We start from the raw sequence: 19,964 nt of genomic DNA on the forward strand, positions 1-19,964 counted from the left end.
GACGGAGGAGGCGGCTTGCTGAGTGTCCGTGATCTTCAGGTGCGGTACGGCCGTTCGGTGGCCGCGCTGCACGGGGTCGACCTCGACGTTTCACCTGACGGGGTGCTGGCCGTCCTCGGCAGCAACGGTGCCGGGAAATCGACCCTGCTGCGGACGATCTCCGGCACGCTGCGTATGCACCGGGGCTCGGTTTCCGCGGGCGAGGTGCGTTACGACGGCAAACCACTGACCAAAGTGGACCCTGCCCGCATCGTCGGTCTCGGCGTGGTCGGTGTCCCCGAAGGCCGCCAGGTCTTCGCGCGGATGACGGTCGAGGAGAACCTCCGCGCGGGCGGGATCGGTGCCCGCTCCCCTTCGCAGCGCGCCGCCGCGCGCAAACGCGTCGACGAGCTCTTCCCCGTCCTGTCCGAGCGGGCCAAGCAACGCGCCGGGCTGCTGTCCGGCGGTGAGCAGCAGATGCTCGCGATCGGCCGCGCGCTGATGTCCGGCCCGCGGCTGCTGCTGCTCGACGAGCCTTCCCTCGGTCTCGCGCCGAAGATCGTCGAGCGGATCGGCGCCATCATCCGCGAGATCCACGAGCAGGGCACGGCCGTGGTGCTGGTCGAGCAGAACGCCGTGATGGCGTTGCGCGTCGCCGATCACGCGATCGTCCTCGAAGTGGGCCGCGTCGCCCTGGCCGGGACGACGGCCGAACTCGCGGCGAGCGAGGAAGTCCAGCGGCTCTACCTCGGCGGTCATGCCGAATCACAGGCCACCGCCGAAGCCGAGGCCGTCGACGCCCGCGTGCACCGCGCGGGCCGGAGCCTGTCGAGGTGGGCCGGATGACACCTCCCGAACTGCACATCGAGAACGTGACCCTGCGCTTCGGCGGGATCCGGGCGCTGGACGACGTCTCCTTCAGCGTCGGCTCCGGTTCGCTGCACGCGCTCATCGGCCCGAACGGCGCCGGGAAGTCCAGCTGCTTCAACGTGATCAGCGGCCTCTACCGGGCGAACTCCGGCAGCGTCCGGCTCGGCGACACCGTCCTTTCCGGACTCCCGCCGCATCGGCTCGCCGGGCTCGGCGTCGGCCGGTCGTTCCAGAACGCCGCCCTCTCCGCCGGTTCGACCGTGCTCGACAACGTCATGCTCGGACGGCACGCGCTGACCAAGGGCGGTTTCCTCGCCTGCGGTCTCCGGATGCCGTGGACGACGCGGGCCGAACGGCGGCATTCCGCGCGGGTCAAGGAGATCTGCGACTTCCTCGGCATCGGCGCGCTGGTCGATCTCCCGGTCGGGGCGCTGCCCTACGGCGCGGTGAAACGCGTCGACCTCGCCCGCGCGCTCGCCGTCGAACCGGTCCTGCTCCTGCTCGACGAACCCGCGGCCGGGATGAACGCGACCGAGACGGCCGAACTGGCGGGCACGATCCGCGACGTCCGCGACGAACTCGGCATCTCGATCCTGCTCGTGGAACACGACATGGGGCTGGTGATGGGCATCGCGGACCGGGTCACCGTCCTGGACTTCGGCAGGCGCATCGCGGACGGCACCCCGGCCGAGGTCCAGTCGGATCCGGACGTGATCAGGGCATACCTCGGCACGGAGGCCACGGCGTGAACACTTTCCTGCAACTCGTGGTGAACGGACTCGGCAAGGGCGCGGTGTTCGCGTTGCTGGCGCTGGGTTTCGTGATCATCTTCAAGGCCACCGAAGTGGTCAACTTCGCGCACGGCTCGCTCGTGCTCTTCGGCGGCTACCTGGTGGTCGTGACCCGCGAATCGCTCGGCTGGGCCGGCGCCTCCCTGGTCGGCGTCGTCTCGGCCGGCCTGCTCGCCCTGCTCCTGGAACGCTTCCTGCTGTCCCGTTCGCGGCACGCGGACGCGAACAGCCTGGCGTTGCTGACCATCGGCGTCGACGTGATCATCACCGAGGAGATCGTGCGGCGCCTGGGTGTCACGTTGCCGTTCCTCGGCGACGCCTGGGACGCGCAGCCGTTCCAGCTCGGCGGGATCACGCTGTTCCGCACGCATCTGGTGGCGCTGCTCGTCGCCGCCGTGCTGATCACCGCGTTCACCCTCGCGTTCAAGTACTCGAACTGGGGTGTCGCGATGCGGGCACAGGCCGAGAACCGCGAGGCCGCCGCGCTGATGGGGATCCGCAGTTCCCGGGTGACGGCGACCGCGTGGGTGGTCGCCGGGGTGCTCGCCGGGGTCGCGGTGCTGTTCATCGCCACCCAGGACTTCTCCGGCGCGGGACTTTCCCGCGGCACGCACTCCATCGCGCTCGCGGCGTTCCCCGCGGCCATCCTCGGCGGGCTGGACTCGACCGCGGGCGCGGTGGTGGGCGGCCTGGTCGTCGGCCTCGTCGAGGCGCTTTCGGCGCAATACGTGTCGTTCGACTTCTCCAAGAGCGCGGTCTTCCTGGTGATGCTCGTGGTCCTGGTGGTGCGGCCGTCGGGGTTGTTCGGGACGAGGGAGAGCACCCGTGTCTGACACCGCCGTGAAAACCCCGGCCGCCGCTCCCCCGGCGCCGCCCGCGAAACACGATCGGACGCGACTGCTGCGAGTCCTGGCCTGGGTCGCGCTGCTCGTCGTGCTGCTCGCGATCCCGCTGTATCTCGACGCCGCCTGGCTGAAGGCCGGGCAGTACATGATGATCGGCGGCGTCGGCGCGATCGGCCTCACGCTGCTGGTCGGGCAGGCCGGGCAGTTGTCGCTGGCGCACGCGTTCTTCCTGCTCGCGGGCGCGACCGGCTACACCGTCCTTTCCGGACCGGCCGACGACGAGCGCGTGATCGGGCTCGGTCTCGATCCCGGCCTGTCGCTTCTCGGCGCGGTGGTCATCGCCGCGCTGCTCGGCCTGGCGTTCGCCCCGGTTTCCGGGCGGCTGCGCGGGATCTACCTCGGTGTCGCGTCGCTGTCGCTGGTGTTCCTGGGACTCTACTTCGGACAGTCCGCCGAGACGCTGACCGGCGGGACGTCGACCGGACGCACACCCGAACCGTTCTCGCTGTTCGGTTTCCCGTTCACCAACGACGGTCCCGAAATCGAGCTGATGGGCGTGCCGATCCGGCAGGCGGAACGGCTCTGGTACCTGTTCCTGCTGCTGACCGTGCTCGCGTTCGTGATCGCCAAGGCGGCGGTGCGCAGCCGGGTCGGCCGGTCGTGGCGGGCGGTGCGGGACAACGAAGCCGCCGCGTCCGTGATGGGCGTCAGCGTCACGAGGGCCAAGGCGGGCGCGTTCGCGGTCTCCTCGGCGTACGCGGGGCTCGCGGGCGCGATGACCGTGCTGTGGTTCGACATCCTCAAACCCGACGAGAGCGAATTCGGCACGTACGGCATCAACATCTCCATCGCCTTCCTGGCCATGGTGATCATCGGGGGACTCGGCTCGGTGCCCGGCGCGCTGGTGGGCGCGCTGATCGTCAACGGGCTGCCGCAGGTGCTTTCGCTGTATTCCGCCGATCTCGGCTGGTTCTCCGGAACCGGGGACGGCGCCCTGACCCCGATCCTGGTCAGCTCGTTCGTCTACGGCGCCGCGATCATCCTCGTGGTGCTCTTCGAACCGGGCGGGCTCGCCGCGCTAGGCCGCCGGATCACCTTCACCGGTAAAAACCGTCACCCAGAGGAGCAAGGCAGATGAAGCGCACATATCCGGCCGTCGCACTGGCGGCGGTCCTCGCCCTCTCGGCGTGCAGCACGAAAGCGGGCGACTCGGGGTCCTCGGGGGCGGACGGTTCGGGAGTCAAGGCAGGTAAAGGGGTGACGTCGTCCGAGATCACGCTCGGCGTGATGACCGACAAGACCGGGGTGTTCAAGAACCTCGGTCTCGGCATCACGCAGGGAAACGAGTTGTGGGCCAAGGACTTCAACGCCGCAGGCGGGGCGTGCGGGCGTCAGGTGAAACTGGAGACCGTCGACCACGGCTACAAGGCGGACACGGCGAAGACGCTCTACCCGCAGATCGAGCCGAAGGTCCTCGGGTTCGTGCAGTTGCTCGGCTCGCCGGTGGTGGCCGCGCTGAAACAGAACATCGCGTCGGACAAGACCGTCGCCGCGCCCGCGTCGTGGTCTTCGGAACTGCTCGACAACCAGTACGTGATGATCGTCGGGACGACGTACGACCTGGAGATCATCGACGGCCTTTCCTACTTCCAGGAGAAAGGCCTGGTGAAGGACGGCGACACGATCGGGCACGTCTACATCGACGGTGAATACGGCAAGAACGGCCTGCGCGGCTCACAGTTCTACGCGAAGAAGCACAACCTGACCGTCAAGGAGGTCAAGGTCACCTCCACGGACAACGACCTCACGAACATCGTCACCGGGCTCAAGGGGGACGGCGTCAAGGCCATCGTCCTGACCACGACCCCGGCGCAGACCGGCTCCGCGCTCGCGGCGAACAAAGCGCTCGGGCTCAACGTTCCCGTGCTCGGCAACAACCCGACGTTCGACCCGGTGCTGCTCAAGAGCCCGGCCGCGAACGCGCTGGACAAGCTGACGATCGTCGCCAGCAGTGTCCCGTTCTCCGCCGACATCCCCAAGGCCAAGGAGGTCGCCACGAAGTACAAGGCGGCCTACAAGGAGACCCCGAACGGCGGGGTCCCCTACGGCTACGCGGTCGGCGAAGTGTGGGGCGCGGTGCTCAAGAAGGCCTGCGAGAACAAGGATCTGACCCGTGAGGGCGTCGCCGCCGCGCTGAAGCAGACCACGTCGGCGAGTACGGAGGACCTGGTGGCGGCGCTGGACTTCTCGAAGGCGGGCACCCCGGCGACGCGCCAGGTGTACGCGGCGACACCGGACGCGTCGGCCGAGGGCGGGGTCCGCTACGTCAAGCCGCTGTTCGAGGCTCCCGAGGCGAAGGAGTACGTGGCTCCGCACCAGAAGTGAGCCTGGCTTCGGCGAGTGCGTCCGCTTCGGCCATCTTCTTCGCATTTAGTCGACTGAATGCGAAGAAGTTAGGGGTCGGCGTCGCGCCGTCGACCTGCGGAGCCTGTCACCGCCGGCAGCGACGATCTCCTGATCCACGTCGCCGCGCAGGACGTCGAACAGCTCCACGCATTCCTGGTGGATCGTTTGACGAAACGCAAGGAGATCGTCGGGTTCCGCAGTTCGATCATTTTCCGGCATCTGCGCAAGACCGAGCTGGAGCCCCTTCCGCACCGAATACCGGTAGAAAACCCCTAGGTGGGTACCCGGGATTACACGACTCGCCACCCTGAGTCCGCCCGAAATCCCGGACTTCGCACCGGAGAAGACGGAAACTGTCGGGGGTGTGGGTTTGACTGTTCACCAGCGGAACAGAAAGGAGGCACGCCATGGACGTTCGGACAGAGCTGAACCATCGTGAGCGGGCCACCCTGAGAGCCGTGGCCGAGGGCCACGCCGAGATCAGCTGCAGCTGCGAGCCGGACCTGTTCGTCGACGGGCTCGCCTGCTGCGACCAGCACACCGCGCATCGCCTCGCCCACCTCGGCCTGGTGGCGCCCGCCAGGGGCGGCCGGTGGGGCGAGCGGGTTCCCGCGCTGCTCACCGAGGCGGGGGTGGTCGCGCTGGGCGGCCTCGCCAGTCCCGGAGTGGCCGCGTAAACGAGTTGCCTCCGCGCCCTCGCGGCGCCACGCTTCGCGGATGCGTGTCTTCCTGGAGACCGAGCGGCTCCTGCTGCGGCAGTTCACCGGCGCCGACGTCGACGACCTGTTCGCGCTCTACGACGACCCCGAAGTCATGCGTTATCTCAACGGGGGCGAACCTGCCGATCGGGCGGAGATCGAAAACCGTGACCTTCCCGCCTTTCTCGATTACTACGAGCGTTTCCCCGGTTACGGGTTCTGGGCGGCGATCGAGAAATCCGGCGGGGCTTTCCTGGGGTGGTTCCATTTCCGTCCGTTGCGCGGTCATCACACGGACGATCCCGAACTGGGGTACCGGCTGAACCGGTCTTCGTGGGGCAAGGGGTACGCGACCGAGGGATCGCTCGCACTCCTGGAGAAGGGTTTCACCGAATTCGGGGCGACGCGGATCTGGGCGGCGACCATGGCGGTGAACCTGGGCTCGCGGCGGGTGATGGAGAAGATCGGGATGCGGCACGTCCGGACCTTCCACGAGCACTTCGACGACCCGATCCCCGGGACCGAGGAGGGCGAGGTCGAGTACGCCATCACCCTCGCCGAGTGGCGCGCCCGCCCTTCCCGCATCTAGAGGACGAAATGCGGGAGACCGGGGGCCGACGAGACCGCATTTAGAGGACTAAGTGCGGGGGGTGGGGAGCCACATCTCGCCGGTTTCGGAGGTCAGGGCCTCCCCGCCGGTCAGGTCCGCCAGCCAGGCGTGGAAGGCGTCGCCCTGATCCGGTGCGAGCCCGACGTCGAAGTGCGCGACATCCTCGAACCGAGTCGCGTGCAGCAGGTACGGCGACGAGCGGATGTCGTTCTCCAGCCGTCCGGCCCGGTCGTAGTCGACGACGACCTCGACCAGCCGCAGCCGCCGGTACTCCCGGACCCCGATGGCGTCGACGGCCTCCGAGACGGCCTGCCCGTACGCGCGGATGAGGCCGCCGGCGCCGAGCAGCACCCCGCCGAAGTAGCGGGTCACCACCGCGACGGTGTCGGTCAGCTCGCGGCGGCGGAGCACCTCGAGCATCGGGGTGCCCGCCGTGCCCGCGGGCTCGCCGTCGTCGCTGGAGCGCTGGGTCCTGCCGTCCGCCCCCAGCACGAACGCGTGACAGTGGTGACGGGCCGCCGGATCGGCCTTCTTCCGGGCGGCGATCACCTCCCTGGCGGCCTCTTCCGAGGTGACCGGGGCGAGCGCGCACAGGAAGCGCGAACGCCGTATTTCGATCTCGTTGACGCCGGTGCCCGCCACGGTGAGATAACGATCCGCCATCGGCCAAGCCTCTCAAACCGGGCAGGACGCTCTGCCGTTCGGGCGATCCGGTGGTCACCTCGGGTCACCGCAACACCGGCGAAACCCACTCCGTTGCGCGATCCAGGTCACACTATCGAGCGACGTGAGCGATCGTTTACGCAGGTCAGAGGGCCAGCGCCCCACTCAGTGGACATGTCATTCCAGTCAGTGGGCAGATGATGTTTGAAGTCAACGCCAGCGTGGCATTTCCCACCCCGACCAAGCGACGTATGTCGATAACAGCGATTTCACACTATCGTCATAAGACCGGCGAACCCGGGAGTAACACGTGTACCCGTCAGCCGCCCACCACAGTGGCCAGACGACACCCACGTGCACAGCAGTACCGATAAGCGCATCGGCCGCCCAGTGCAGTGCGGCTCTACGAAGCCTGCCCCCGTTTCGCGGGCAGGATCGTTCCCTCTCGACTGACCATCGCGGTCCCGGACCACTTCGTTAACTGGTTCCCTGGTGAACCACCCGAACGGAGTGGTACCGGTCGCGCCGACGCCTTGGGAGGCGGCCAGCCGTGACCCACCATGCCAGCAACAAGGGCAGCAAGGCCCCCGAAGGCCTGTATGACCCGGAGTTCGAGCACGACGCCTGCGGTGTCGCGTTCGTCGCCGATCTCTCCGGAAAGCGCGATCACGGCATCGTCGCCAAAGCGCTGATAGCGCTGCGGAACCTGGAACATCGCGGAGCCCGCGGCGCCGACCCGGAAACCGGCGACGGCGCCGGGATCCTCATCCAGGTCCCCGACGAGTTCTATCGCGAAGTCGTGGACTTCGGCCTCCCCGAGCCCGGCGCCTACGCCGTCGGCACGGCTTTCCTTCCCCAGGAGGAGATCCCGCGCGGCCGGGCGATGACGACCATCGAGCGCGTCGCCGCCGAAGAGGGCATGCGCGTGCTCGGCTGGCGCGACCTCCCGGTCCACACCGAACACGTCGGGACCGGCGCGGCCGAGACCATGCCGCATTTCAGCCAGCTGTTCCTGGCCGGACAGGACGCGCTGGACGGTCTGGCGCTGGAACGCGCCGCCTTCGTGGTGCGCAAACGCGCCGAGCACGAACTCGTCGAAGACGACGTCTACTTCCCGAGCCTGTCCTCGCGGACGATCGTCTACAAAGGAATGCTCACCGAGCCGCAGGTCGAGAAGTTCTTCGCCGACCTCACCGACGAGCGCGTCACCAGCGCCATCGGCCTGGTGCACTCCCGCTTCTCCACCAACACCTTCCCGTCGTGGCCGCTGGCGCACCCGTACCGGTACGTCGCCCACAACGGTGAGATCAACACCCTGCGCGGCAACCGGAACTGGATGGACGCGCGTGAGGCGCTCCTCGAATCCGACCTGATCCCCGGCGACCTCAAGCGGATCTACCCGATCATCACCCGCGGCGCGAGCGACTCGGCGTCCTTCGACGAGGTGCTCGAACTGCTCCACCTCGGCGGCCGTTCGCTGCCGCACGCGGTGCTGATGATGATCCCGGAGGCCTGGGAGAACCATCAGGAAATGGACCCCGCGCGCCGCGCCTTCTACGAATTCCACTCGACACTGATGGAACCGTGGGACGGCCCCGCGCTGGTCTCCTTCACCGACGGCACCCAGATCGGCGCGGTGCTCGACCGCAACGGCCTGCGCCCGGCCCGGTACTGGGTCACCGAAGACGGCCTTGTCGTCCTCGCCAGCGAGGTCGGCGTGCTGGAGCTGGAGCAGTCCACGATCGTCCGGAAAGGACGGTTGGAACCGGGCCGCATGTTCCTCGTCGACACGGCCGCCGGCCGGATCGTCGAGGACGAGGAGATCAAGAACGAACTCGCCACCGCGCACCCGTACGACGAATGGGTCGAGGACGGCCTGCTCCCGCTCGAAGGGCTCCCCGCGCGGGAGCGCGAGATCCCGCCGCACACCGCGCTCGTGCGCCGCCAGCAGGCCTTCGGCTACACCGAAGAGGAACTCGACGTCCTGCTCGAACCGATGGCCCGCACCGGCGCGGAGCCGATCGGCTCGATGGGCAACGACTCCCCCATCGCGTCGCTGTCCAGCAGGCCGCGGCTGCTGTTCGACTACTTCATCCAGCTCTTCGCCCAGGTGACCAACCCGCCGCTGGACGCGATCCGCGAGGAACTGGTCACTTCGCTGGGCACCCAGCTGGGCGCGGAGCCGAACCTCCTGGAGGCCGACGCGAAGTCGTGCCGCCGGATCGCACTGCCGTTCCCGGTGCTGGACAACGACGAGTTCGCGAAGCTGGTGCACGTCAACGACGACGGCGACCTGCCCGAGTTCCAGTCGGTCACCGTGCACGGCACCTACGACGTCAACGGCGGCGGCGAGGCGCTCGTGCGGCGGCTCGCCGAGATCCGCGCCGAGGTGTCCGCGGCCATCGCCGAGGGCGCCAGGCTGATCGTGCTGACCGACCGCGGGATCGACGAAGACCACGCGGGCATCCCGTCGCTGCTGCTCACCGGCGCGGTCCACCACCACCTGGTCCGGGAGAAGACCCGCACGCAGGTCGGCCTCATCGTCGAGGCGGGAGACGCGCGCGAGGTGCACCACATCGCGCTGCTGATCGGCTACGGCGTCGCGGCGGTGAACCCGTACCTGGCGATGGCGACCGTCGAGGAGATGGCCGACCAGGGCCTGATTCCCGGTTCCACCGCCAAGCAGGCGACCGCGAACCTGATCAAGGCGCTGGGCAAGGGCGTCCGCAAGACGATGTCGAAGATGGGAGTGTCCACAGTGGCCTCCTACACCGGCGCGCAGATCTTCGAGGCGGTCGGGCTCGGCGACGAGATCATCCAGGACTGCTTCACCGGCACCACTTCCCGGCTCGGCGGCGTCGGCTTCGACACCATCGCGCTGGAGGTCGCCGAGCGGCACCGCCGGGCGTTCCCGCGCGACGGCTTCCGCGCGAACCACCGCGAGCTGGAGACCGGCGCGGACTACCAGTGGCGCCGCGAGGGCGAACCGCATCTGTTCAACCCGCAGACGGTGTTCAAGCTGCAGCACTCCACCCGGGCCGGGAAGTACGAGGTCTTCAAGGAGTACACGAAGTCCGTCGACGACCAGGCGCAGAAGCTGTACACGCTGCGCGGGCTGTTCGACTTCAAGATCGGCCGGCGGCCCGCTGTGCCGATCGAAGAGGTCGAACCGGTCTCCGAGATCGTCAAGCGGTTCGCCACCGGTGCGATCTCCTACGGGTCGATCTCGTCGGAGATGCACGAAACCCTGGCCATCGCGATGAACCGCCTCGGCGGCAAGTCGAACACCGGCGAGGGCGGCGAGGATCCGGAACGGCTCTACGACCCCGAGCGCCGCAGCGCGGTCAAGCAGGTCGCGAGCGGCCGCTTCGGCGTCACGAGCGAGTACCTGGTCAACGCCGACGACATCCAGATCAAGATGGCGCAGGGCGCGAAGCCCGGCGAGGGCGGCCAGCTGCCCGGTGCGAAGGTGTACCCGTGGATCGCGAAGACGCGGCACTCCACGCCGGGGGTGGGGCTCATCTCCCCGCCGCCGCACCACGACATCTACTCGATCGAGGATCTCGCGCAGCTGATCCACGACCTCAAGAACGCCAACCCGGCCGCGCGCATCCACGTGAAGCTCGTGTCCGAGGTCGGCGTCGGCACGGTCGCCGCCGGTGTCTCCAAGGCGCACGCGGACGTCGTGCTCATCTCCGGGCACGACGGCGGCACGGGCGCTTCCCCGCTGTCGTCGATCAAGCACGCGGGCGGACCGTGGGAACTCGGGCTCGCCGAGACGCAGCAGACGCTGCTGGCCAACCGCCTGCGCGACCGGATCGTCGTGCAGACCGACGGCCAGCTCAAGACCGGCCGTGACGTCGTCATCGCCGCGCTCCTCGGTGCCGAGGAGTTCGGGTTCGCGACCGCTCCGCTGGTGGTGTCCGGCTGCATCATGATGCGCGTGTGCCACCTCGACACCTGCCCGGTCGGCGTCGCGACGCAGAACCCCAAGCTGCGCGAGAAGTTCAGCGGCAAGGCCGAGTACGTGGTGAACTTCTTCGAGTTCATCGCCCAGGAAGTCCGGGAGTACTTGGCGGAGCTGGGTTTCCGCTCCATCGCCGAGGCCGTCGGCCACGCGGAGATGCTCGACAAGCGCAAGGCGATCGACCACTGGAAGGCCGCCGGACTCGACCTGACGCCGATCTTCCACGTGCCCGACACGGCCCCCGCCGGGCTGCGGCACCAGCAGACGGCGCAGGACCACGGGCTGGAGAAGGCGCTCGACAACACGCTGATCCAGCTGGCCGAGGGCGCGCTGGCGTCCGGGGACAAGGTGCGGCTGGAACTGCCGGTCCGCAACGTGAACCGGACCGTCGGCACCATGCTCGGCCACGAGCTCACCAAGCGATGGGGCGGCGAAGGCCTGCCGGACAACACGATCGACGTCACCTTCACCGGGACCGCCGGTCAGTCGTTCGGCGCGTTCGTGCCCAAGGGCATCACCCTGCGGCTCTACGGTGACGGCAACGACTACGTCGGCAAGGGCCTCTCCGGCGGACGGCTGATCGTGCGGCCGCCCGAGGTCGCGCGGTACGACGCCGAAGACCACATCATCGCGGGCAACGTGATCGGCTACGGCGCGACCAGCGGTGAGATCTTCATCCGCGGCAAGGTCGGCGAGCGGTTCTGCGTGCGGAACTCCGGCGCGCTGGCCGTCGTCGAGGGCGTCGGCGACCACGGGTGCGAGTACATGACCGGTGGCCGTGTCGTCGTGCTCGGGGGCATCGGCCGGAACTTCGCGGCCGGGATGTCGGGCGGCGTCGCCTACGTCCTGGACCTGCCGGCGCACCGGACGAACCCGGAGATGGTCGACATCGACCCGCTGGATTCGTCCGATGTGGACTTCCTGCGCGAGGCGCTCGAAAAGCATTACGACGAAACGGAATCCGCGGTCGCGCGCACCCTGCTCGCCGACTGGGACGCCGCCGTCGACCGGTTCGGCAAGGTCATGCCGAAGGACTACAAGCGGGTGCTCGCGGCTCAGGCTGAGGCCGAGCGTGACGGGCGTGACGTGAACGAGGCGATCATGGAGGCAGCTCATGGCTGATAATCGCGAAGCCGGCTATGAGTGCCGACTGGGTGCGGGTATCCCGCAAGACACGGAGGCCGCACATGGCTGACCCCAAGGGCTTTCTGACCACCACTCGCGAGACGCCGAAGAGCCGTCCCGTCGATCTGCGCCTGATGGACTGGCGCGAGGTTTACGAGGACTTCGCGACGTCGAAGCTGCAGAAGCAGGCCGGGCGCTGCATGGACTGCGGTATCCCGTTCTGCCACCAGGGCTGCCCGCTCGGGAACCTCATCCCCGAGTGGAACACGCTGACCTGGCGCGACGATTGGCGCGACGCGGCGGAGCGGCTGCACGCGACCAACAATTTCCCGGAGTTCACCGGGACCCTTTGCCCGGCGCCGTGCGAGACGGCGTGTGTGCTCGGGATCAACGACGATCCCGTCACCATCAAGCGGGTCGAGATCTCGATCATCGACCGGGCCTTCGAAGAAGGCTGGGTCACGCCGCAGGAGCCGGTCGCGAAGACCGGCAAGAAGGTGGCGGTGGTCGGGTCCGGTCCGTCGGGACTCGCCGCGGCGCAGCAGCTCACGCGCGCGGGCCACAGTGTCGTGGTCTTCGAGCGGGCCGACAAGATCGGCGGGCTGCTGCGCTACGGCATCCCCGAATTCAAGATGGAGAAGCACCGGCTCGACCGCCGTCTCGACCAGATGCGGGCCGAGGGCACGGAGTTCCGGACCTCGGTGAACGTCGGCGTCGACCTCACCGTCGAGGAACTGAAGTCGTCCTACGACGCCGTCGTCCTCGCCGGCGGTGCGACCGCGTGGCGCGATCTGCCGATCCCCGGCCGGGAGCACGACGGCATCCACCAGGCAATGGAGTTCCTGCCGCACGCCAACCGCGTCGCGTCCGGCGACCTGGACGTCACGCCGATCAGCGCTGAGGGCCTCGACGTCGTCGTCATCGGCGGCGGCGACACCGGCGCGGACTGCGTCGGGACCTCGCACCGCCAGGGCGCGAAGTCGGTCACGCAGCTGGAGATCATGCCGAAGCCGCCGCTTTCGCGGTCCGACGCGCACCCGTGGCCGACGTACCCGATGATCTACCGCGTCTCGTCCGCGCACGAAGAGGGCGGCGAGCGGCTGTACTCGGTCAACACCCAGGAGTTCGCCGCCGACGCCGACGGCAGGGTGCGGGCGCTGAAGCTGGTCGAGGTGCGCAACGAGGGCGGCAAGTTCGTCCCGGTTCCCGGAACGGAACGCGAACTCCCGGCACAGCTGGTGCTGCTCGCGATGGGCTTCGTCGGCCCGGAGCGGGAAGGCCTGCTGGAGGCGCTCGACGTCGAGCTGGACCAGCGCGGCAACGTCGCCCGCGACAAGGCGTTCAAGACCAGCGTCGACAACGTGTTCGTGGCCGGTGACATGGGCCGCGGCCAGTCGCTCATCGTGTGGGCGATCGCCGAGGGCCGCTCCGCCGCGGCCGGGGTGGACGCGTTCCTCACCGGACGGGACGTCCTGCCCGCTCCGATCGCTCCGACCGACCGGCCGCTCACCTAGGCACCTCCGCTCCCCAACGCAATTAGTCCTCTGCTTGCGGTGGTTCGACGACGAACTATCGCAAGCAGAGGACTAATTGCGTGAAGGGATCACCGCACTGGTCCTTTCGGGTGATAAAGCTCTCGAAAGAGCATACTTGAGGGTGATCACAGCGGGCTTTCGGTATCGGTTGTATCAAGGAGTAAGTCCCGCACGGCGGTGGGGACCGGCAAGACCTGCCGGGGCCGCCGGACGGGATTCCCATGGAGGGGGTTCCTTGTTATGCCCATTGATCTGAGCGTGCCCTTGGAATGGAGAACGGCGACCGGTGACGCCGCGAAGATGCTCGACGAACTCCAGCCGAACATCCTCAAAGCGCACTCGCGCGACCATTTCTCCGCGCTTTTCCTCCGGTTTTCCGAGGAGAAGAGCGCGAAAAAGTTCCTGGCGTCACTCGTCCCGCTGATGAAGTCGGCGAAGACCCACCTGACCGAGGTCGATCGCTTCAAGGCCGAGGGCGTGAAGGGGTCGCCCTACGTCGGCGTCGGACTGACCGCGACGGGCTACCGATTCCTGAAAATCGAGTTGCCGCAAGACGAATCCTTCCGTCGCGGCATGCGTGCACAAGAGACCCGGGAGAAGCTGAGCGACCCGCCTCGGTCCACGTTCGACAGTGGATACCAAGACGAGATCCACGCCGTCGTCATCGTCGCCGACGCGGCCGACGCACCGATGACCGCGCGCCGGAACGCGGTTCTCGCGCTGATCCCGTCGACGATTTCCGTCGTCGCCGAGGAAACCGGACTCGGCCGGGTGAATTCCCGCGGCGAGGGGATCGAACATTTCGGCTACGTCGACGGCCGGAGCCAGCCGCTCTTCCTGGTCGAGGACATCCACGCGGAAAAAACCGGAACGGACGGGGTCAGTGTCTGGGATCCGAGCGCGCCGTTGAACCAGGTGCTCGTCCCCGATCAGGCCGCCCCTGAACCCGGTGTGCATTTCGGCAGCTACTTCGTTTTCCGCAAATTGGAACAGAACGTCCGGCGATTCAAGCAGGCGGAAGAGGCGCTGGCCGACCAATTGGGTCTCACCGGTGAAGACCGGGAGCGGGCGGGCGCGATGATCGTCGGCCGCTTCGAGGACGGCACACCGCTGACCGCGCAACGGCAGGAGGGTGCGGAAAGCCCGGTACCGAACAACTTCGACTACGGAAGTGACATCGCGGGCGCCAAATGCCCGTTCCAGGCCCACATCCGGAAGACGAACCCGCGGGGCAGCGGCGGCGCCGAGTTGCCTCCGCAGGAGCGTCTGCATCTGATGGTGCGGCGGGGTGTGCCCTACGGCGAGCGAGCCGACGACCCGAACGCCGATCTGCCGCCGTCGGCCCGGCCGAGCGGCGGGGTCGGCCTGTTGTTCATGGCGTTCAATTCGTCGCTGGACAACCAGTTCGAGTTCACCCAGGAGATCTGGGCGAACAACCCGGGGTTCCCGATCCCCGCGGCCGGGGTCAAGCCGCCGGGTCTCGATCCGGTCATCGGGCAGGGCCCGCGCCCGGAATCCGTCTACGCCAAGGACTGGGCGGGCACCGGGACGGTGACCGCGGATCCGTTCCCGCAGGCGGTGACGCTGAAGGGCGGTGACTACTTCTTCATGCCGTCGCTCGCCTTCCTGCGCGGACTCGACAGAAAAGGCTGATTCTTCACGCACTGCATCCGGTTCCGGTGACCGAATGGCGGGCTATCCGCTAAACGTCACCGGAATGGACGCAAAACGGATATTCAGCCCGTAGCGGAGTCGCTAATCTCCGAATCGGGTCGGCCCTGGGCGTGCCGGCCACGGGCGGGCGCCGGTCACACTGGGGGTGGCCGGCGCCCGCTTCCCGGCGTCCCAAACCCGCCGCTTCTCTCCGACCGCATCGCGACGCGTAGTACTTTGTCCGGTGCGGTAAGCGACATCGCGCTTCGGGGAGGGAGCTCGGATGAACCGGCATGAACGGCTGACGGCTTTATTGGACATGGTGGGAGAGCGGGAAAAAGTCGACGTCGAGGTTTCGGCGGGCGAACTCGGCGTCTCCCCCGCGACGATCCGGCGGGACCTCGATCACCTGGCGGGCCGCAACCTCGTGGTCCGCACCCGCGGCGGCGCCGTCGCGAGCAACGTCGCCTACGACCTTCCGTTACGGCACAAGGCGGCGCGCAACGCGCCGGAACAGCAGCGGATCTCCGCCGCCGCGGCGAAAATGGTCGACCCGGGCATGGTGGTCGGCCTCAACGGCGGCGCCACGAGCACCGAGGTGGGCCGCGCGCTCGCGACCAGGCCGGACATGGGCGAGTCGAGCGGCGGGCCGCTGCTCACCGTGGTGACGAACGCGCTCAACATCGCCCACGAACTCGCCGTGCGGCCCAATATCAAGATCGTGGTGACCGGCGGGGTCGCGCGGCAGCAGTCGTTCGACCTGTCCGGGCCGCTGTCGCAGCTGTTCCTCGACCAGATCTCCCTGGACCTGGTGTTCCTCGGGGTGGACGCGTTCGACCCGGTGCACGGCGCGCAGGCGCATCACGAGGGCGACGCGAGCACGAACCGGCTGATGGCGGCCCGTGCCCGGCAGGTCGTGGTCCTCGCCGACAGCGGGAAGCTCGGCGGCCACGCCTTCGCGAAGATCTGCGCGACCGCCGACGTCGACGTCCTCGTCACCGACGGCCGCGCGGATCCTCAGCGAGTGCACGCCTTCGAAGAGGAAGGCGTGCGGGTCGTCAAGGCCTGAGCCGGTTGGCGGAGCTGAGGTGTGTCCGGAGAAGTGACCGGACGCGCACGAACCCGCCCCGGCCGAAGGCCCCGCTATCGCGGTGGCAGGACGCCCTGTCCGCATCCGCGACGAGGACGACCAGACGGCGTCCTGCCGACGTCGATCGCGGTCGCGGGTTCGTCATCAAACACTGAGCCGGTCCAGGGCCAGCAGGGCCGCGCCGAGCCTGCCCGCCTCGTCGCCGAGCTGGGCGATCCGCAGTTCCGGCATCCGCTGGAACTGCAGGTTCGCGCTCAGCCAGGCCCGCACCGGTTCGAGGACGTAGTCGCCCGCGGTGAACAGGCCGCCGCCGAGGACGACGACCTCGGGCGCGAGCAGGGTGACCAGGGTCTTGATGCCGTGGCCGAGCCCTTCGAGCGCGTCGTTGACCACGGAGATCGCGGCCTCGTCGCCGTGCCGCGCGGCGTCGACGACCTGCTCGGCGCCTTCGGCCGGACGTCCGGTGTGCTCGCTGTAGCGGCGGGCGATGGCCGACGCCGAGGAGATCGCCTCCAGGCAGCCCGTCGCGCCGCAGCCGCACGTCAGCCGGTGGCCGACGTCGATGTGCCCGATCTCGCCGCCCTGCCCGCCCGCGGCGTACAGCTTGCCGTCGAGCTGGAGCGCGGCCGCGATCCCGGTGCCGACCGGGATGAAGGCGGCGTCGGTGCAGCCCTTGCCCGCGCCGACGCGGAACTCCGCGAGCCCGCCCGCACGGACGTCGTGCCCGAACGCGAACGGCAACCCCAGCCTGCTGTCGAGCATCTCGCCGAAGGGGACGTTCCGGAAGTCGAGGTTCGCCGAGAACCGGGCCACCCGCTCGACCTCGTCGACGATGCCGGGGATGACCACGCCGACGGCGTCCGGCGTACCGGTGCCCGCCTGCTTGCCCAGCGTTTCCACGATCCGCGCGACCTGGTCCGCGAGCGCCTCGCCGTCCGCTCCGCGCGCCGTCGGCTCGCGCAAGCTGGCCAGGTCTTTCAGGTCGGCGTCGTACAGGGCCGCCTTGATGGACGTTCCGCCGACATCGAGTGCCGCCACCGCAGGTGTCATAGCTGGATTTTGACATGCGCCCCGCCGCGGACGGCAGGGTTCCGTCAGCCGCGCGGTGTCAGGTAGCCCTGGGAGAACGCGGTGGCCACGGCCGCCGCCCGGTCGTTGACGCCGAGTTTCGCGTACACGTGCAGCAAGTGTGTCTTCACCGTCGCCTCGCTGATGAACAGGCGCTTCGCCGCCTCGCGGTTCGTCGAGCCCTGGGCGATCAGTTCCAGGACCTCCAGTTCGCGCTGCGAAAGCGGTCCTGAAGCAGGCTGCCGCAGCTGCCCCATCAGCCGGGCCGCGACGGCGGGAGAGAGCATCGCCTGCCCCTGCGCGGCCGCTTCCACCGCGCGGAACAGTTCCTCCCTCGGCGCGTCTTTCAGCAGGTAGCCGGTGGCACCGGCCTGGATGGCGGGCAACACGTCGCTGTCGGTGTCGTACGTGGTGAGCACGAGGATCCGCGAGGTCACTCCCCGTTTCGCCAGCTCCGTGATGGCGGTGACGCCGTCGGTCCGGGGCATCCGCAGATCCATGAGGATCACGTCGGGCCGGAGCCGCACCCCGGCGGTGATGGCTTCCTCGCCGTCACCGGCCTCACCGAGGACCTCGAAACGCGGGTCGGCGCCGAACATGCCCCGCAGCCCGTCCCGGACGACCGGGTGATCGTCGACGATCAGCAGGGAGATCATCGCCGCGCCCCGGCCGGGATCGCCGGTACGGAAGCCGAGATCGCGGTGCCCCCGCCGGGTTCCGACTCGATTTCGAGCCTGCCCGCGAGGCGCTGTACTCGCTGGCGCATCCCGGTCAGCCCGAACCCGTGGTCGGGGAAACCGCCGGGGTGCCCGGTGCCGGGCTCGAAGCCCACCCCGTCGTCGCGAACGTCGAGTGTCACCAGGTCCTCCATATACGACAGGGTCAAGCCGACTCGGCTCGCTTTCGCGTGCTTGGCCACGTTGGCGAGTGCTTCCTGCGCGGCCCGGAGCAAGGTCACTTCGACGTCGGCGTGCATCGGCCGCGGGTCGCCGGTGGTGGTCAGCACCGCGTCGATGTGGTTCACCTCGGCCCACTTCCTGGTCACGTCGCCGATCGCGTCTTGGAGCCTGCCCTCGGCTAGTGCCTCCGGCTGCACCGCGTGCACCGTCCGCCGGGCCTCGGTCAGGCTTTCCCTGGCCAGGTTCATCGCGTTCGTCACGTGCCGTCGCAGGACCGGGGGTTCGGCCATGGTCTGTTCGGCGGCCTGGAGCTGGGTGAGGATGCCCGCCAGGCCCTGGGCCAGGGTGTCGTGGATGTCCCGCGCGATCCGCTGCCGCTCGTCGAGCACCCCGGCCTCACGCGCCTGGACCAGGAGCTGGGCGTGCAGTCCGGCGTTCTCCTCCAGCGCGGCTTCGAGCCGGGTGTTCGCCTCGTGCAACTCGGCGAGCGCCTGCCTCTGCATGACGATGCGCTGGTCGGCCCGCTCGGCGATCCGTGAGAACGCGGCGGCCAGCACCGTGCTGATCACGCTGATCGCCGCCCACGCCGGCCACAGGTCCCGGGCATTCGCGAGGCCGCCCAGGTACGCCATCGCCGAGATCATGGACGTGACGGTGACGCCCGCGTAGCGCCAGTGGCCCTTCAGGTAGTGGAACGCCTGCGGGTAGCCGACGAAGGTGAACAGGCCGTACCAGGGCGCGACCGCGACCAGGCAGGCGATCAGCGCCATGAGGCCCGCGTAATACCCGCCCTTTCCGTTCCCTTCCGGGTGGAGCGTGTGGAACCAGGCCATCCAGGCCGCGACCGCGACCGACAGCCCGATCACCGTCGGCAGGGACACCGGCACCCGCCAAAGCGGAAGCAGCAGCGCGATGAACAGGCAGATCGCCAGCAGCACGTACGGGAGGACGGCGAAGACCGTCGTCTCCGTCCGCTCCCAGCGGTCGAACTCCGCGCGCAGTTCCGCTTCGACGCTCACGCTTCACTCCCAGCGGAAGTACCGGGCGGCCAGGCCACCGGCGACGATCGTCCACCCCAGCATGACGGCCACCTGCAGTGGTTGCGGCCAGTGACCGGCGGTGGCGTCCTGCAATGATTGCACGCCCGCGCCCAGCGGGGTGAAGTCGCTGATCGCGCGCAGGACGTCGTTCATCTCGGCGCGCGGCACCCAGAGACCGGCGAAGAACACCAGCGGGAAGAACGACAGGGTGCCGATCGCGCCGGCGCTCTTGCCGGTCGGCGCGAACGAGCCGATCAGCAGGCCGATCGCGAAAACGGACAGCGCGGCCAGCAGGTAGCCGATCAGGTACGCGGGCAGGTTCCGGGGCAGGCTCACGTCGAACGCCAGCCTGGCGATGGCCAGCACGACCAGCATCGTCGCCACGGACAAGACGGTGGACATCAGCAGCTGCGCACCGAGCAGCACACCCGGCTTGACCGGGGTGGTCCGCATCCGGCGCAGGATTCCTTTCTCCCGATACGTGGCGAACAGCTGGGAAAGGCTGCTGAGCGCGTACAAGGCGAGGCTCATCGCGATGATGATCGGCACGTAGACGCTGATCGCGCTCGCGCCGCCGAGGTCCTCGCTCGGTTCCCGCATGGCGGGGATCGCGCCGAGGATGACGAGCAGGATGGGCGAGAAGGCGAGCACGAAGAACACGAGGATCGGTTCGCGGAAGAAGAGTTTGGTCTCGACGGCGGTGAGCCGGGTCAGGGCGGACATCG

The 19,964-nt window shown here is 68.6% G+C and carries 16 protein-coding genes and 1 pseudogene; 12 read left to right on the top strand and 5 right to left on the bottom strand.

The window, feature by feature from the left end:
* Positions 1–15: 15 nt before the first annotated feature.
* The 8 genes and pseudogenes from IE302_RS30640 to IE302_RS30675 all read left to right on the top strand — a co-directional run bounded on the left by IE302_RS30640 (position 16) and on the right by IE302_RS30675 (position 6,178).
* Entirely contained in the window at positions 16–825 is an 810-nt protein-coding gene (locus tag IE302_RS30640) for an ABC transporter ATP-binding protein (RefSeq protein ID WP_191257918.1), read from the top strand.
* Positions 822–1,598, top strand: a complete 777-nt coding sequence (locus IE302_RS30645) for an ABC transporter ATP-binding protein (RefSeq protein ID WP_191257919.1) — start codon at positions 822–824, stop codon at positions 1,596–1,598. The genes IE302_RS30640 and IE302_RS30645 overlap by 4 nt, the downstream gene beginning before the upstream one ends.
* Positions 1,595–2,473 carry a branched-chain amino acid ABC transporter permease gene (locus IE302_RS30650; RefSeq protein WP_191257920.1) on the top strand — a complete coding sequence of 293 codons (879 nt, stop codon included), beginning with the start codon at positions 1,595–1,597 and terminating at the stop codon, positions 2,471–2,473. Before IE302_RS30645 ends, IE302_RS30650 begins: the two co-directional genes overlap by 4 nt.
* On the top strand, positions 2,466–3,623 hold the full coding sequence (locus IE302_RS30655) for a branched-chain amino acid ABC transporter permease (protein ID WP_191257921.1): 1,158 nt from the start codon (positions 2,466–2,468) through the stop codon (positions 3,621–3,623). The genes IE302_RS30650 and IE302_RS30655 overlap by 8 nt, the downstream gene beginning before the upstream one ends.
* Positions 3,620–4,870, top strand: coding sequence for an ABC transporter substrate-binding protein (locus IE302_RS30660; protein WP_191257922.1), 1,251 nt, complete (start codon positions 3,620–3,622; stop codon positions 4,868–4,870). The genes IE302_RS30655 and IE302_RS30660 overlap by 4 nt, the downstream gene beginning before the upstream one ends.
* A gap of 120 nt (positions 4,871–4,990) precedes the next feature.
* Positions 4,991–5,167, top strand: a pseudogene (locus IE302_RS30665) (Lrp/AsnC ligand binding domain-containing protein); the annotation flags it as partial.
* A gap of 131 nt (positions 5,168–5,298) precedes the next feature.
* A complete protein-coding gene (locus tag IE302_RS30670) occupies positions 5,299–5,568 on the top strand; it encodes a hypothetical protein (protein WP_191257923.1) in 270 nt (89 codons plus the stop codon).
* A 40-nt stretch (positions 5,569–5,608) separates the two neighbouring features.
* On the top strand, positions 5,609–6,178 hold the full coding sequence (locus IE302_RS30675) for a GNAT family N-acetyltransferase (RefSeq protein ID WP_191257924.1): 570 nt from the start codon (positions 5,609–5,611) through the stop codon (positions 6,176–6,178).
* Between the two features lie 48 nt (positions 6,179–6,226).
* Here the strand turns inward: IE302_RS30675 and IE302_RS30680 are convergent, their stop codons facing one another.
* Positions 6,227–6,862: a YigZ family protein gene (locus tag IE302_RS30680; RefSeq protein ID WP_191257925.1), complete on the bottom strand. Its 636-nt coding sequence runs from the start codon at positions 6,860–6,862 to the stop codon at positions 6,227–6,229.
* A gap of 550 nt (positions 6,863–7,412) precedes the next feature.
* Here IE302_RS30680 and gltB point away from each other — a divergent pair.
* The 4 genes from gltB to IE302_RS30700 all read left to right on the top strand — a co-directional run bounded on the left by gltB (position 7,413) and on the right by IE302_RS30700 (position 16,211).
* Complete coding sequence (gene gltB, locus IE302_RS30685; RefSeq protein WP_191257926.1) at positions 7,413–11,951, top strand: glutamate synthase large subunit; 4,539 nt, start codon at positions 7,413–7,415, stop codon at positions 11,949–11,951.
* A 65-nt stretch (positions 11,952–12,016) separates the two neighbouring features.
* Positions 12,017–13,468 carry a glutamate synthase subunit beta gene (locus IE302_RS30690; RefSeq protein WP_191257927.1) on the top strand — a complete coding sequence of 484 codons (1,452 nt, stop codon included), beginning with the start codon at positions 12,017–12,019 and terminating at the stop codon, positions 13,466–13,468.
* Positions 13,469–13,729: 261 nt separating this feature from the next.
* Positions 13,730–15,142: a Dyp-type peroxidase gene (locus IE302_RS30695; RefSeq protein ID WP_191258204.1), complete on the top strand. Its 1,413-nt coding sequence runs from the start codon at positions 13,730–13,732 to the stop codon at positions 15,140–15,142.
* A gap of 283 nt (positions 15,143–15,425) precedes the next feature.
* On the top strand, positions 15,426–16,211 hold the full coding sequence (locus IE302_RS30700) for a DeoR/GlpR family DNA-binding transcription regulator (RefSeq protein ID WP_191257928.1): 786 nt from the start codon (positions 15,426–15,428) through the stop codon (positions 16,209–16,211).
* A gap of 165 nt (positions 16,212–16,376) precedes the next feature.
* On the opposite strand, the gene IE302_RS30705 is transcribed toward IE302_RS30700, so the two are convergent.
* From IE302_RS30705 to IE302_RS30720, 4 genes are read right to left on the bottom strand one after another with little or no spacing between them, the layout of a single operon-like run.
* Positions 16,377–17,270, bottom strand: a complete 894-nt coding sequence (locus IE302_RS30705; RefSeq protein WP_191258205.1) for an ROK family protein — start codon at positions 17,268–17,270, stop codon at positions 16,377–16,379.
* A gap of 56 nt (positions 17,271–17,326) precedes the next feature.
* Positions 17,327–17,956 (bottom strand): response regulator, encoded by a 630-nt coding sequence (locus IE302_RS30710; protein ID WP_191257929.1) that lies wholly within the window; start codon positions 17,954–17,956, stop codon positions 17,327–17,329.
* A complete protein-coding gene (locus tag IE302_RS30715; protein ID WP_191257930.1) occupies positions 17,953–19,218 on the bottom strand; it encodes a sensor histidine kinase in 1,266 nt (421 codons plus the stop codon). The genes IE302_RS30710 and IE302_RS30715 overlap by 4 nt, the downstream gene beginning before the upstream one ends.
* Positions 19,219–19,221: 3 nt before the next feature.
* Entirely contained in the window at positions 19,222–19,962 is a 741-nt protein-coding gene (locus tag IE302_RS30720; RefSeq protein WP_191257931.1) for an ABC transporter permease, read from the bottom strand.
* Positions 19,963–19,964: the final 2 nt, after the last annotated feature.

This window comes from Amycolatopsis oliviviridis (genome assembly GCF_014654365.1).
GTDB lineage: Bacteria > Actinomycetota > Actinomycetes > Mycobacteriales > Pseudonocardiaceae > Amycolatopsis > Amycolatopsis oliviviridis.